Origin of the sequence: Streptomyces gobitricini (assembly GCF_039532985.1) — a bacterium.
In the GTDB taxonomy this organism is placed as follows: Bacteria; Actinomycetota; Actinomycetes; order Streptomycetales; family Streptomycetaceae; genus Streptomyces; species Streptomyces gobitricini.
In genome coordinates, this window is the sequence record NZ_BAAASR010000002.1 from 97,925 (window position 1) to 111,824 (window position 13,900).

A 13,900-nucleotide genomic window follows, 5' to 3' on the forward strand; every position below is an offset into this window, starting at 1 on the left:
GAGTGAGTGAACAGCGTACATGCCGGACCCGTGCATCCTGCAAACCCGGGGCCCAGGGGCCGTGGGCGGGGGTTAGCCCTACCTGAGGGAGGGTGGGTGGCCGGATCGTGGCGGGACGAGGCGGACACGTAGCGTGAGCGGTGAGATACGGAGGACCGGAGGGGGAGTCGTCGTGGGTGCACGCCGGATGTGGGTGGCCGTCGTGATCGGCGGGATGGTGCTGGGGGTGTTCGGCGTCTCGGGGTGCGGGGGTGCCCGGGCGGACGAGGCGCAGGTGGAGCGGAAGGCGTTCGGGTTCCGGGGCGAGACGCTGGTCGTGGACGCGGACGACTCGGAGCTGGTGCTCGTGCCGGCGGATGTGAAGGACGTGGAGGTCAGCCGTCAGGTCGAGGGGTGGGTGGTGATGGGAAACGGACCCGCTCCGGTGTGGAAGCTGGAGCACGGCACGCTGACGCTGCGGGTGGAGTGCGACGCGCTGGTGAGCGACTGTGCGGCGCGGCATGAGGTGCGGGTGCCTCGGGGGGTGGCGGTGACGGTGCGCGACGGTAACGGGGACGTGACCGCCGAGGGGTTCCGGACGGCGCTCAAAGTCACGTCGGACAACGGCACGGTGACCGTGCGGGACGCGGCGGGTCCGGTGGATGTGCGGAGTGACAACGGGGACGTGCGGGTGGAGGGCGCCACGTCGAAGAGCGTGGTGGCGCGCTCGGCGAACGGGGAGATACGTCTCGCGCTCAGGGCGGTGCCGGACCGGGTGGAGGCCGTGACCGACAACGGTGACATCGCCGTCGAACTGCCGCGCGGGACCACCCGGTACGCGGTGCGGGCGGGGAGCGAGAACGGCGAGGTGAAGGTGGAGGTCCCGGCAGGCGAACGCAGCGGACACGTGGTGAAGGCACACAGTGACAATGGGCAAGTCACGGTCCGAGGCGCGAACTAACGGGCCCGTGTGTTCGTCCTTACTGATGGGACAATGAACCGGTCAGGGGCGGACACACGGCACGGGAGCGGATGTGACGGCGACACACGCGCGGCGGTACGTGAGAGATGTGCTCGCGCTGATGTTGTTGCCGGTGCCATTGGTGCTCGTCGCGGTGCCCGGGGCTTTCGCCGGCGGTGGCACGCGGCGCTGGTTCGGCGGACGCGGGGAGAGCCAGCGGGCTGACGCGCAGGCAGCGAAGGACGCGGCAGCGGCGGCGTTCTACGAGTTGGACACGGCCCAGCGGGACCTGCGGATCTCGATCGAGACGATCACGGCGGTGGACGCGTCGCCGGGGGCGCGCCGGGCCGTGGACGACTTCGCCGCGCTGGGCAGGCGGATCGACGAGGTGAGCCACGCGTACATCACGGCGGTCGACGCTTACGACCTCGACCGTGACGATCTGGAGGCCTCGATCGCCTCGCGAGCGCGCGGCGAGCTGAACCGCGCCAAGGACGACCTGCTGCGGGTGAAGGGCGAGCTGGAGCAGTTCGAGCAGGGGCTCGGGCCGCTGCTGGACAAGGCGGAGACCCAGCTCGCGAGGCTGGCGCCCGCCGTCGAGCGGGCGCGGGCGGCGCTCCTCTCCGCGAGCAACGCTCTCGACGCGGCACGCGGTTCCGGGCTGCGCGCGGATGATCTCGCGGCGCGACTCGCCGCCCTCGGGCCGGAGCTGACCAAGCTCAATCAGGGTGCCGGACAGCACGGCGTCGCCGAGACGTTGCAGCGGGCCGACCGGGTCCTGCGGGACGCCGAGGCGGTGCGGGCGGAGGCGGAACGGCTGCCGGAGCGGGCGGCCGAGACGGACAAGCGGCTGGTCTCCCTCCGGACGCGTGCGCAGGCGCTCTGGAACCGTGCCGCAGCTGTCGAGCCGGTCCTGAGCGAGCTGCGCCGCCGGTTCAGTGCCGCCTGCTGGCAGGACCTCCAGCATGTGCCCGAGCAGGCCGCCGAGAGTGTCCACCAGGCGGAGGGGAAGCTGCGGGAGGCGGCCCAGGCCCGCGCGGAGCAGCGGTGGGCCGACGCGACGGCGATGCTCTCGACCGTGCGGGCCCTGCTGAACGGCGCCGATGAGGCCGTATCGGCCGCCGGTGACCGGCTCAACCGGTTGAACGCCGTCTCCAAGGACCCGGAGGCGGAGATTCAGCGCACCCGCTTCGCGATCCGGGACGCCCAGCGGCTCGCCATGGCCGGGCGGCACACTCCCGAGCCGCGCCATGCCCGGCCTCTGGACGACTCGGTGGCCCGGCTGGACCGGGCGATCGAGGGGCTGGAAGGCCGGCATCCGGACTACTGGCACTTCCTGACCGAGACGGAGGCGGTGCGGGCGTCGGTGGCGCGTGTGGTGGAGATGATCAGGGAAGACCGGGGCGGCGGAGGCTGACGGCGCGGTTAACCTGGGGCCATGCCTCGCTACGAGTACCGCTGCCGCACCTGCGGAGACACGTTCGAACTGAACCGTCCCATGGCCGAGTCGTCCGCGCCCGCGGCCTGCCCTGCCGGTCACGACGACACCGTCAAGCTGCTGTCCGCCGTCGCCGTGGGCGGTACGGCCAAGGGTGGCGCGCCCGCGCCGTCCCAGGGCGGGGGCGGCGGGTGCTGCGGCGGCGGCTGCTGCGGCTGATTCCCGCTCGGGACCGCTGCCGAGGGAGCGAGGGGGCGCAGCCCGTTGGTCCGGCGCCGCTGAGCGCCGGCGTGCCGGAGATCGCGTCGGTGTGTGCCGCCGCACGGTGCCTCGCATGACGCTCAGCCGCACAGCGACGCGCCGTTCGTGCCGCCACCCGGCTCACGGCCCGGCCCGGCCCCGCCGACCCGCGGATCGGCCCCCGCCACCGCCGTAAGCCCCGCCGGAACGCCCGATCGTCCACGCGCGTCCACAGGGCGCGGGGCGCGGTCGATGGGTATGCCGAGGGGGGAACGAGCCGCTGCGGGACCCCCGTCGCGCGGCCGGGGGCCCGCCACGGCGCCGTACGTCGTGGACGGGGCCACGGTCTCCGTGGTCCGTGGCCAACTGGGCGGCGCGCCGCTCCAGTTCCCTTCACGAGGCTCGGGGTCGGCCCGGGGAGCGGCGCGGGCCGGGCCGGTCGCCCTCAGGCGATCCTGTGCGGCTGCCTTCAAGCGCCGAGCGCCGTACGCCGGCGAACCCGCCCGGCACACTGCGGAGAACCACAGGAAATGTCTGCGGAGGCCTTCAGTGTGCCTTCAGCTCCGTTTTTCTAACGTGGAGTCATGGAACGCTGGATCAACAGCCTCATGGACACCCTCGGTGCGCCAGGCGCGGGACTCGCGATCGCCTTGGAGAACCTCTTCCCGCCGCTGCCCAGCGAGGTGATCCTGCCGATGGCGGGGTTCGCCTCCGCGACCGGCCGGATCGATCTCGTCGCCGCGCTGCTGTGGACGACGGCCGGCTCGGTCATCGGCGCACTCGCGCTGTACGGAGTCGGGGCGCTGCTCGGCCGGGAGCGGACGATCGCCATCGCGAGCAGGCTGCCGCTGGTCAAGGTCAGCGACATCGAGCGGACGGAGGCGTGGTTCGGACGGCACGGCACCAAGGCGGTGTTCTTCGGGCGGATGATCCCTGTCTTCCGGAGCCTCATATCCGTCCCGGCCGGTGTCGAGCGCATGCCGCTGCCGGTGTTCCTCTGGCTGACGACGCTCGGCAGCGCCATCTGGAACACCGCGTTCGTCCTCGCCGGTTACGCGCTGGGTGACAACTGGGAGCAGGTGACCCACTACGTGTCGCTGTACTCGAAGGTGGTGCTGGTGGTGGCCGTCGGCTCGGTGGTGGCGTTCGTCGGGGTCCGGGTCCTCAGGCCGGGGACGGGCGCACGGCGGAGCTGAACCGGCGGAGGATCTCCTCGCCCGCCGCCACGCCCCGTTCCTCCAGTACGTCGACGTGGCCGGCGCTCCACCCGGTTTCGGCGAGCTCCCCGTGGCCGGGCCGCCAGCCCCGGTCCGCGGCGAGCAGCAGATCGGCGTCAAGCAGTGAGTCACCGGCGGCCAGCACGCGGTCGGTCCCGGCGCGGCGGGCGACTTCGCGGACCGCGGCGCTCTTGGTGAGGGGCTGGGGGACGGCGTACACCTTGCGTCCCTGGAGGGAGACGGCCCAGCCGCGCGGCGCGGCCCACGCGGCCAGTTCCTTCATCCACTCGTCGGGCAGCAGGGCGCGTTCGACGACCAGGTAGGCGAAGAGGTCCTCGGCGACGCGTTCCTTCAGGAGCCAGGCCGGGTCGGCGACGGTCAGCAGGTGGTCACGGACCTCGGCGAGGGTGGCGCACTCGTCGGCGAGGCGGGTGGCGACGGTACGCCGCCAGTCGGGGTCGGAGGCGCCGTCGACCAGCAGGTGTCCGCCGTTGGCGCAGATCGCGTACCGGGGAGGGGGTCCGGGGAGCCGGATGCGGTGGTACTGCTCGCGGGTGCGGGTGGTGGTGGGTACGAAGACGGCGTGCTGCGGCAGTTCGGTCAGCAGGGCGGCGGCGGTCTCCGTCACGTACGACAGGGGCTGGTGCTGGTACGTCTCGACGCACAGCAGGCGCGGTGCTTCGGCGTCCGGCATGGTCAGGCCGAGGGCGGCGGCGGAGTAGATGAGCGTGCGGTCGAGGTCGCTGGCGACGAGGCTGGTCACGGTCATCGGCCGGTCACCGCCCTGCCGTCGGCGCCTGTCGCGCCCTTGGTGTACTTGGGGTGGATCAGCCCGACGCAGGTGTAGTGCAGGTCGTCGACCTCCTCGACCGGTACGCCGCGCTGTTCGGCCAGCAGCCGCACGTGGTCGAGGTCGGCGCCCGCGCCTCGCTGGGCGAGGATCTTCCAGGGGACGCGGCGCAGCAGGACGCGGGTGGTCTCGCCGACGCCGGGCTTGACCAGGTTGACGTCGTGGATGCCGTACTCGTCGCTGATCCGCTCGACGGCGGACCAGCCGTCCCAGGTGGGGGTGCGGTCGGTGGCGAGGAGTTCCTTGGCGTCGGCGTCGACGGCGGTGGTGACATCGTCGAAGTGGGCGGCGACGGTGTCGAGGAAGGTGCGGGAGACGTCGGTGCCGGCGAGTTCACGGTAGAACTTGGCGCCGTGGAAGTCGTCCGGGCCGACGAGGTCGGCGCGGAGCACCGTGCGCGATATGAGGCCGGAGACGGTGGAGTTGAGGCAGGCGGAGGGGATGAGGAAGTCCTCGCGGGTGCCGTAGGTGCGGACGCAGGATCCGGGATCGGCGAGGACGGCGATCTCCGGGTCGAAGCCGGGGAAGTCCTCCAGGGCCGCCGCCAGTTCGCGGGTGATGGCGCCCTTGCCGGTCCAGCCGTCGACGAAGACGACGTCGGCGGGGTCGTGGTGCTGCTGGAGCCAGCGCAGCGCGTTGGCGTCGATGCCCCGGCCGCGCACGATGGACACGGCGTAGTGCGGGAGGTCGAGGCCGTGCCGGTGGAGCGCCCAGCGGCGCATGAGTACGCCGACGGGGGTGCCGGCGCGGGCCAGCGACACGAGCACGGGGCGAGGGGACCGCTCGGCGAGGACCGTCTCGGTGACGGTGCCGACGGCGCGGGCGATCCGGGCGGCGGAGGTGCCGAGCGCGGCGTGGAAGAGGGCCTGGTACTGGTCGCTGGGCTGGTACTCGACGGGCAGGGACTCCGCGTAGTGGGCGCCGCCGCTCTGGATCGCCTCCTCGCGCTCCTCGGTCGGGGCCTCCAGCTGGACGTCCGAGAGGTCCTGGAGGAGCCAGCCGACCTCCTCGGGGGCGTAGGACGAGAAGGCGGGGCCTCGGAGAGGCTCGGGCAGCATGGTGGCCCTTTCGGCGGGGGCTTCGGCGGGGACGTAGGACGGTACGACGGCCAGCAGCACCTGCGGTACGTGCGCGGCGAGCTGCGCGAGCAGCCCGTCCGGGGCGTGGAGCGCGGGGGTGTCGGCGGCCGAGTCGACGACGGCGACGACGGCGTCGAAGCCGGCACCCGCGACGTTGTAGGCGTACCGGTCGCCGGGCCCGTCGGCGGGGTCGTCGTGCGCGCGGAAGACGAGCCGGGTGCGGATCGCGTAGCCGGGGTCGTCGACGGCGAGGACGGGCGAGCGGGTGGTGGTCGAGAACCGCACCTCGGCGCCGCCGCGCTCCTCGAGTGCGACGCCCAGCGCGAGCGGCGCGTACATCAGCTCCTCGCAGCCCAGCACGAGCACGCGGCGGGGGGCGTCCTGCCCCGTGGTGCCCCGGGCTGGACCCAGCGCGTCGGCGAGGCGGGCGGCCATGGCGGGCAGCGCGGCTTCCAGGCGGGCGCGGTGGGCGGGCGTGAAGCCGTGCCGGCCCCCGTCGGGTACGCCGTCCGGCCACCCGAGCTCGACGCGCCGCACGGACGCGGCCGACGCCACGCCACCGGCGCCCGCGGCACCAGCGCCCGCACGCCTCCCGGCTCCCCGGCCCGGCCCCGCACCCGCGCCTGCCCCAGCGCCCGCAGCCGCACCCGAGCCCGGCCCCGCACTCACGCCCGCACCCGCCGCTTCGTGCTCGCCCACCAGGGCCTGGCCGCGTTCCAGGACGCCCTCGGGCAGCCGTACCGTGCCGGCGGCCAGGGTGACCAGGTCCACGCGGGCCCCGATCTCCGAGGCGAAGGTCTCCAGGCGGTCCTGGTCGGCGGCCGAGCGCATGTCGACGAGCGCGACTATCACGTACCGCTCGCGCGGGTAGCGCGCGTGGAGGGCACGCACCGTGTTGAGCACCGTGTTGCCGGTGGAGAACTCGTCGTCGACCAGCACCAGCGGTCCGGGCCCGGCGAGGAGCGCCGGGTCCTCGGGGAGCAGGAGGTGGGAGGTGGCGTGGGAGTGGGACTCCTCGAAACCGCCCGCCCGGGTGACCCCGGGTACCGGGCGGCGCGTGGAGTGCAGGTACGGCGCCACCGCCAGGCCGTCGGCGACCGAGTGCCCCAGTCCGGTCGCCGTCTCCGCGTACCCGAGCACCACGGCCCGCGCGGCGTCGGCGGGGCCGAGCAGCTCACGGACCCGTACGCCCAGGTCGTGGCCCGACCGCCACACCACACCCGGGCTCTGCGGGACGTGCTTGCCGAGCACGTTGGAGACGAGCAGGTGCGCCCGCTTCGGGTTGCGCCGCAGCGCCAGGCCCAGCAGCTCGCGCAACCGCCGGTCGCCGGTCAGCTCGACCCCGAGCCGCTCCGACACCCACGTACCCGACCAGACCGTCACGTTTCCGTTCCCCTTCACTTGACCAGTCCCGCGGCCAGCAGCTCCACGAAGCCGACGTCCTCCTTCGCGACGCCGAAGACCTCCGCCCGCTGGAGGGTCCGCTCGGCCCATGCGCGGTGGGGTTTCACTTCATTCATCTTGTTCGTGTAGGCGCTGCGCAGCACCCCGCCGCCGTCCCGGTCGGGCCGCAGGATGTCCTGGGCGTCGCTGTACTCCTCGTGACTGACGACGGACAGCGCGTGCACGGGCAGCACGTGGGACGGGTGGATGCAGGTCTTGCCGAGCAGACCGTTGGCCCGGTCCAGCTCGATCTCCCGCAGCAGCCCGTCCAGGTCGTGCTCGATCAGGGCGGTGCGCAGCTCGTCGGCACGTTGCTCCGTGAAGGGGCTGCGGCGCAGCTGCGGCTTGAAGATACGTTCCTGGAGGCGGAAGTACTCCCAGACCGGGCCGGTGATGGTGAAGCCGGTGCCGTCGGACCGGCCCAGGACGTTGACGACGTCCGCGATGACGCCGGCGACGATCTGGACGTCGTACGCCGTCATGTCGGGCGAGCGGCGCAGTCCGTACGCGGAGCAGAAGTCGGTGACGCCGAGGCGCAGCGCGAGGACCCGGTCCCGGTACTTGTCGACGGTCCGCCCGATACCGGCGAGCGTCTCGCGCCTGGTCTCCAGGTGGAGCAGCTCGGGCGACTCCAGTACGGGCATGGCGAACAGCCGCCGCCCGCACATGTTCTCGGCCACGGTCAGGGCCTCCATGAACGCCCCGCCGCGCTCCTCGGTGAACTTGGGCAGAACGAATCCGGACAGCAGCCGTACGGACGGTCCGAGGCGCCGCACCAGGTCGGAGATCTGTCCCGCTTCCCGTACCCGGATGAAGAGCAGCGGCGGCTCGCCGTCCCGCTGTTCCAGGTCGGCGAACTGGCGGACGAGGTTCTCCTCCGCCCCGGCGACGTCACGGTCGTCGATGGAGTCCTCCAGGCACAGGACCATCGACACGACGCCGCGCCGCACCTGCTTCATCACGTCGTCGGCGAGCCGTGGCCGGGTCGCGGGGCTGTAGAGCGTGGCTCCGAGAGCGGCCGCGAGGACGTGTACCGGGGAGTCGGCGCCGAACTCGCACGGTTCGCGGTGGAAGAGCGCGGCCCGGGCAGTGGCCGGGATGTGCCCGAAATGACGCATGAGTCTCCCCCGTACTACCGTGACGGCCCTGATGACATGTGGCCGGTAATAGTACGTAGGGACCGGTGGCCCAGGTTCCCCGAGGTCATGAACTTCAGGTAACTCGTCCGCTTCTCGCCCCCGCCGCGCGGCCCCCGCGTTGTCCGCCGCGCGGGCCGCCAGGCAGGATGTCGGGCATGACGCACGCCATGCTGAAGGGCTCGAACGTCCCGCTCGACGCCGCGGCCGTACGGGCCGTACTGTGCTGGACCCCCGGCCCCGGGGTGCCGGACGTGGACGCCTCCGCCCTGCTGCTCGGGACGGACGGGCGGGTGCGTTCGGACGAGGACTTCGTCTTCTACAACCAGCCGCGCCACCCCTCGGGGCTGGTGCGGCGGCTGTCGAAGAAGCGTGTGCCGGAGGGCCTGACCGACACGGTCGAGGCGGACCTGGCGGCGCTGGACGCCTCGGTGGACCAGGTGGTGCTGGCGGCGTCGTCGGACGGGGACACCTTCGACTCTGTACGCGATCTGCGGATCCTGCTGTACGACGCCGGCTCCGGCGCCACGGAGCCGCTGGCGGTCTTCGAGGTGAAGCCGGAGACGGGCGAGGAGACGGCCATCATCTGCGGCGAACTGTACCGCCGCGGGGAGGGCTGGAAGTTCCGCGCGGTGGGGCAGGGCTACCCGACCGGGCTGATCGGTCTGGCCACGGCGTTCGGGATCTCGGTGGACGAGGCCGAGGAGGCGGACGGGGCGGGAGAGGCCCGGGAGGCGGAGGAAGGCGCGGCGCCGGATGGCCGGGCCGCCGCGGCGGACGCGTCGGCGACCGCGCCCACCACCGCGGTCCCCGCGCCCCCGGCGGGTGCCGCGGCGCCCCCCGCGCCGGTGGCGCCCCCGGTGCCCGCCTCTCCCCCGCCCCCGCCCCCGGCAGGCGCGCCCGCGTACGGCTACCCGCAGTCCGGTTCACCCCAGCCCGCGTACGGCTATCCGCCCCACGACCCGGCCCGGCCGGGCCAGGGGCAGCCGGGCGCGGGGCAGCCCGGCCAGGGGCAGCCGGCGTACGGCTACCCACAGCCCGCCGCGGCCGCCGCGCCCGCGCCGGACCCGAACTTCCGGTTGCCGCCGATGGGGCCGCAGTTCGTCCGTGCCTGACCGCCTCAGACCTTGCCGGCCTTGAAGCCTCGCCCCCATTGCATGCCCCAGCCGTACAGCCGGTCCAGCTCGGCCTGGAAGCCGTACACGAAGCGGACCTCGCGCCGTACCACCAGCTCGTCCTTGACGTTCTCCAGCATGAACACCGCGCAGGAACGGGCCTGCGGGGCGCGCTCGTCGAGCTCGATCTCGATGCGCGGGCCGTTGCTCGGGTACAGCGTCATCGTGGCGTGCGTACGGTCGAACGCGGGAGTCTGGTCGTAGATGTAGACGAAGAACAGCAGGCGCTTGATCGCGTCCCGGTGGTCGAGGTTGACGAAGATCGTCTCGCCGGACGGTGCGCCGAACCGGTCGTCGCCGCTGAGCTTCACGTACGGCGGTGAGTTGAGGTCCCCGAAGAAGCCGCCGAGCGGCTGGACCACACCTTTGGTGCCGTCCTTCAGTTCGTACAGGCAGCCGATGTCCAGGTCCACGTTGACCACGCCCTGCGTGTGGGCCTGGACCACGTCGGGTTTGAAGAGCTTGAGGGGATGCCTCAGCAGCCGTCCGCTCCTCTTGGACCGGCTCTCGATGTCGGAGGTGCGCATCCGCCACGAGAGGTTGACGCGCAGGTTCCCGGTCGCCGCGCCCTGCTTGCTGAGCGAGACCGACGGGCGGCGCTTGGTCAGATCGATGGCGTTCGTCGAGGCGCTGCCCGAGTCGAACTGCGCCGCGTTGTTCTGCCGCAGGTTGTCCCAGAAGGCCATGCTCCCACCCCCAGTCGTCCGGTCCCCCATGGGATCCGCTCGGATACGCGGCGGGGCGGCCGGGAGCACCCGGCCGCCCCGCAACGGAAGCGTTCCTCAATGCCGGGCCCGCCACACTCCGGCGGGGTCCGGCGAATGTCACACGGCGATGTGTGTCTTCTCCTCCTCGCCCGCCGCCGCCAGCGTCTTGTTGCGGCGCAGGGAGGACAGGAAGGACGCGGCGATCAGGAAGACCCCGACGAGGCCGGTGACGATCTCGCTGATCTCGTGCTGGATGGTGACGAGCAGGATGACGGCCAGCGCGCCGATCGCGTAGTGCGCGCCGTGCTCCAGGTAGACGTAGTCGTCCAGCGTGCCCTGGCGGACCAGGTAGACGGTGAGCGACCGGACGTACATCGCGCCGATGCCCAGGCCCAGCGCCATCCAGAAGATGTGGTTGGTGATGGCGAAGGCGCCGATGACTCCGTCGAAGGAGAAGGAGGCGTCCAGGACCTCGAGGTACAGGAAGAGGAAGAAGGCCGCCTTGCCGGCGAGGCCGACCGCGGAGACCGGCTTGCCCTCCTTCTTCGCCTTCTCCTCCTCCTCGTGCTCGCGCTCCTCCTCTTCCTCCAGCTTGTTCTCGAAGTAGCCGGAGAGGCCGCCGACGATCAGGTAGGTGATCAGGCCCGCCACGCCGGACAGCAGCACGGTGGCCGCCTTGTCGGCGTGCCCGGTGCTGGTGTGTGCCTGGGTGGCGAAGGTCATGGCGGTGATCATGAGGACGATCAGCGCGACGCAGACCGAGAGCATGTCGACCTTGCCGAGCTTGGAGGTCGGGCGCTCCAGCCACGTGAGCCACTGGTGCTCGCGCTCCTCGAACAGGAAGTCGAGGAAGATCATCAGCAGGAACATGCCACCGAAGGCGGCGATGGCGGCGTGCGCGTCGGTGACGAGATCCTCGTACCGCCCGGGGTTGTCCATGGCGAGCTGGACGGCCTCGATGGGGCCGACCTGGGCGCTGATGGCGACGATCACGACGGGGAAGACCAGCCGCATACCGAAGACCGCGATCAGAATGCCGATCGTCAGGAAGATCTTCTGCCAGAAGGCGTTCATCTTCTTGAGGATTCCGGCGTTGACCACCGCGTTGTCGAACGACAGCGAGATCTCGAGGATCGACAGGATCAGTACGATCCCGAACGCCTCCCAGCCCCACTGCCAGGCGGCGAAAGCTAGGCCGAGCGCCGTGACGGCGAACGACCAGCCGAAGGTTTTCAGAACCACTGGCTACCCAATCGTGTTAAGTACGGATACGGGTCTCCCCCGCGCCGTGCGCGCCGGGCTTTGACCAGCCCGGAGACGTGCTTCAGGAAACATTGACCCCGAAGTCTAGAGCGATGCCCCGCAACCCCGATGCGTACCCCTGTCCTACCGCCCGGAACTTCCACTCCCCGCCGTACCGGTAGAGCTCGCCGAAGATCATCGCGGTTTCGGTGGAGGCGTCCTCGCTGAGGTCGTACCGCGCGAGCTCCTGTCCGTCGGCCTGGTTGACCACGCGGATGAAGGCGTTGCTGACCTGGCCGAAGGTCTGGCCCCGGTTGTCGGCCTCATGGATGGACACCGGAAAAATGATCTTGTCCACGTCGGCCGGCACCCTGGGGAGGTCGACGATCAGCGACTCGTCGTCGCCGTCGCCCTCGCCGGTGAGGTTGTCACCGGTGTGCTCGACGGAGCCGTCGGGGCTGGTGAGGTTGTTGTAGAACACGAACCATTCGTCGCCGAGCACCCTGCCCTCCCGGCAGAGAAGTGCGCTGGCGTCGAGGTCGAAGGGCGCTCCGGTGGTGGAGCGCGCGTCCCAGCCGAGTCCTACCAGCACCTGGGTGAGGTTGGGTGCGGCCTTGGAGAGGGAGACGTTGCCTCCCTTGGCGAGCGTGACGCCCATGACGGTGGTTCCTCCCCTGAGAAGTGCTGCTGCGTTGTTCCGGGGACGAAGGCCCCCGGCCCCCGGCCCCCCGGCCCGGAGCGCGGTCGCGGTGCGCCCGGAGCAGATGGGTGAGGCACGTCCGGCGCCGCACGGAAGCGTGCGGCGCCGGACGAGACTGCACGGCGGTCGAGCCCGTGCACCCTCAAGCGCTACGGACGGCACCCGCACCGGGCGGCCACCCCGCGGGCCGGGACGGCGGCCGCCGCGTGGACGGCCTTCCGCCCCCGCCGCGAGAGCGGGGCCGGTGGCCCGTGGCCGGACGGTACCGGCGGCGCCGCGGGCGGTGCGCCCGCGGCGGGCCCGTACCGGGCAGGTCCGGGCGGCGCCGTGACGACGGGTACGGGGCGCACGCGCGCCGCCCCGTGGCACCGGGCCGTGGCACGGGACCGTGGCACGGGGCCGTGGCGCCGGCCCGCCTTTGGCGCCGCTCCGTCGCCGGGGCGGGCCGGGCGGGCGGGCCGGTGCGGCGCCGTCCGTTGCCGGGGGTGCGGGTCAGACGTTGACGCCGAAGTCCTGCGCGATGCCGCGCAGACCCGAGGCGTAGCCCTGGCCCACGGCGCGGAACTTCCACTCCGCGCCGTTGCGGTACAGCTCGCCGAAGACCATGGCGGTCTCCGTCGAGGCGTCCTCGCTCAGGTCGTAGCGGGCGATCTCGGCGCCGCCGGCCTGGTTCACGACGCGGATGAACGCGTTGCGGACCTGGCCGAAGGACTGCTGGCGGGTCTCGGCGTCGTAGATCGACACCGGGAAGACAATCTTGGCGACGTCGGCGGGGACGTTGGCCAGGTCGACCTTGACCTGCTCGTCGTCGCCCTCGCCCTCACCGGTGAGGTTGTCACCGGTGTGCTCGACCGAGCCGTCCGCGCTCTTCAGGTTGTTGAAGAACACGAAGTCCTGGTCGTTGCGGACCTTGCCCTCGGCGTTGACCAGAATGGCGCTGGCGTCGAGGTCGAAGTCCGTTCCGGTGGTGGTGCGGACGTCCCAGCCCAGACCGACGGTGACTGCCGTCAGGCCCGGGGCCTCCTTGGTCAGCGAGACGTTGCCGCCCTTGCTGAGGCTGACTCCCACGAGTCCCTCCATTGGTTTCCAGGGGCAGCGCCCCCGTGGTGCGTTGGCATCGGATCAACGAATGGATCCTAGTGACCGGTTCCCGTCATGAGCGGGCACTTGAGCCGAAGATTCAGAGGGTGTCGAGCGCCGCGACGTACTCGTTGAGGTCACGGGCGTCCGGCAGGCCGTTGACGACGGTCCAGCGGACGACGCCGTCCTTGTCGATGATGAAGGTGCCGCGGACCGCGCAGCCCTTCTCCTCGTCGAAGACGCCGTACGCGCGCGAGACCTCGCCGTGCGGCCAGAAGTCCGACAGCAGCGGGTACTCCAGCCCCTCCTGATCGGCGAAGACCCGGAGCGTGTGGATCGAGTCGTTGGAGACGGCGAGGAGCTGGGTGTCGTCGTTGACGAACTTCGGCAGCTCGTCGCGGAGCGCGCACAGCTCGCCCGTGCACACTCCGGTGAAGGCGAAGGGGTAGAAGAGGAGCACGACGTTCTTACGGCCGCGGAAGTCCGCGAGCGCCACGGTACGGCCGTGGTTGTCCTTCAGCGCGAAGTCCGGGGCCTTGGTGCCGACCTGGACAGGCGCGGTCGTCTCGATCGTCTCGATCGCCATGACAGAAAGCATCCCTTCGCGGGTCTCGCCGGTCTCGTGGGGTCCCACCCTACGCACAGGGCCCCCG

Annotated in this window: 13 protein-coding genes; 5 read left to right on the forward strand and 8 right to left on the reverse strand. The window is 71.8% G+C overall.

Annotation, left to right across the window (positions count from 1 at the left end):
• Positions 1-187: 187 nt before the first annotated feature.
• The 4 genes from ABD347_RS01400 to ABD347_RS01415 all read left to right on the forward strand — a co-directional run bounded on the left by ABD347_RS01400 (position 188) and on the right by ABD347_RS01415 (position 3,814).
• Positions 188-940, forward strand: a complete 753-nt coding sequence (locus tag ABD347_RS01400; protein WP_425575564.1) for a DUF4097 family beta strand repeat-containing protein — start codon at positions 188-190, stop codon at positions 938-940.
• 73 nt (positions 941-1,013) lie between these two features.
• The gene (locus ABD347_RS01405; RefSeq protein ID WP_425575548.1) at positions 1,014-2,357 is read left to right on the forward strand and encodes a hypothetical protein; all 1,344 of its coding nucleotides are present in this window, start codon (positions 1,014-1,016) and stop codon (positions 2,355-2,357) included.
• A 21-nt stretch (positions 2,358-2,378) separates the two neighbouring features.
• Entirely contained in the window at positions 2,379-2,597 is a 219-nt protein-coding gene (locus ABD347_RS01410) for an FmdB family zinc ribbon protein (RefSeq protein ID WP_064071106.1), read from the forward strand.
• Positions 2,598-3,202: 605 nt separating this feature from the next.
• A complete protein-coding gene (locus tag ABD347_RS01415) occupies positions 3,203-3,814 on the forward strand; it encodes a DedA family protein (RefSeq protein ID WP_344355390.1) in 612 nt (203 codons plus the stop codon).
• Here ABD347_RS01415 and ABD347_RS01420 read toward each other — a convergent pair.
• Genes ABD347_RS01420 through ABD347_RS01430 form a run of 3 tightly spaced genes read right to left on the reverse strand, consistent with a single transcriptional unit; the run spans position 3,783 to position 8,325 of the window.
• Positions 3,783-4,604 (reverse strand): HAD family hydrolase, encoded by an 822-nt coding sequence (locus tag ABD347_RS01420; protein WP_344355393.1) that lies wholly within the window; start codon positions 4,602-4,604, stop codon positions 3,783-3,785. The genes ABD347_RS01415 and ABD347_RS01420 overlap by 32 nt on opposite strands.
• Complete coding sequence (locus tag ABD347_RS01425) at positions 4,601-7,147, reverse strand: phosphoribosyltransferase (RefSeq protein WP_344355395.1); 2,547 nt, start codon at positions 7,145-7,147, stop codon at positions 4,601-4,603. Before ABD347_RS01425 ends, ABD347_RS01420 begins: the two co-directional genes overlap by 4 nt.
• Before the next feature lie 14 nt (positions 7,148-7,161).
• Positions 7,162-8,325 (reverse strand): HpcH/HpaI aldolase/citrate lyase family protein, encoded by a 1,164-nt coding sequence (locus ABD347_RS01430; RefSeq protein ID WP_344355397.1) that lies wholly within the window; start codon positions 8,323-8,325, stop codon positions 7,162-7,164.
• A 167-nt stretch (positions 8,326-8,492) separates the two neighbouring features.
• On the opposite strand from ABD347_RS01430, the gene ABD347_RS01435 reads away from it, so the two are divergent.
• Complete coding sequence (locus ABD347_RS01435) at positions 8,493-9,458, forward strand: TerD family protein (RefSeq protein ID WP_344355398.1); 966 nt, start codon at positions 8,493-8,495, stop codon at positions 9,456-9,458.
• Between the two features lie 5 nt (positions 9,459-9,463).
• Here the strand turns inward: ABD347_RS01435 and ABD347_RS01440 are convergent, their stop codons facing one another.
• From ABD347_RS01440 to ABD347_RS01460, 5 genes are all read right to left on the reverse strand, one after another.
• Complete coding sequence (locus ABD347_RS01440) at positions 9,464-10,204, reverse strand: TerD family protein (RefSeq protein WP_344355400.1); 741 nt, start codon at positions 10,202-10,204, stop codon at positions 9,464-9,466.
• A gap of 138 nt (positions 10,205-10,342) precedes the next feature.
• On the reverse strand, positions 10,343-11,467 hold the full coding sequence (locus ABD347_RS01445; protein WP_344355402.1) for a DUF475 domain-containing protein: 1,125 nt from the start codon (positions 11,465-11,467) through the stop codon (positions 10,343-10,345).
• 82 nt (positions 11,468-11,549) lie between these two features.
• Positions 11,550-12,125, reverse strand: a complete 576-nt coding sequence (locus ABD347_RS01450; RefSeq protein WP_344355404.1) for a TerD family protein — start codon at positions 12,123-12,125, stop codon at positions 11,550-11,552.
• Between the two features lie 534 nt (positions 12,126-12,659).
• The gene (locus ABD347_RS01455) at positions 12,660-13,235 is read right to left on the reverse strand and encodes a TerD family protein (protein WP_064071174.1); all 576 of its coding nucleotides are present in this window, start codon (positions 13,233-13,235) and stop codon (positions 12,660-12,662) included.
• A gap of 112 nt (positions 13,236-13,347) precedes the next feature.
• Positions 13,348-13,833 carry a peroxiredoxin gene (locus ABD347_RS01460; RefSeq protein ID WP_344355406.1) on the reverse strand — a complete coding sequence of 162 codons (486 nt, stop codon included), beginning with the start codon at positions 13,831-13,833 and terminating at the stop codon, positions 13,348-13,350.
• Positions 13,834-13,900 lie beyond the last annotated feature (67 nt).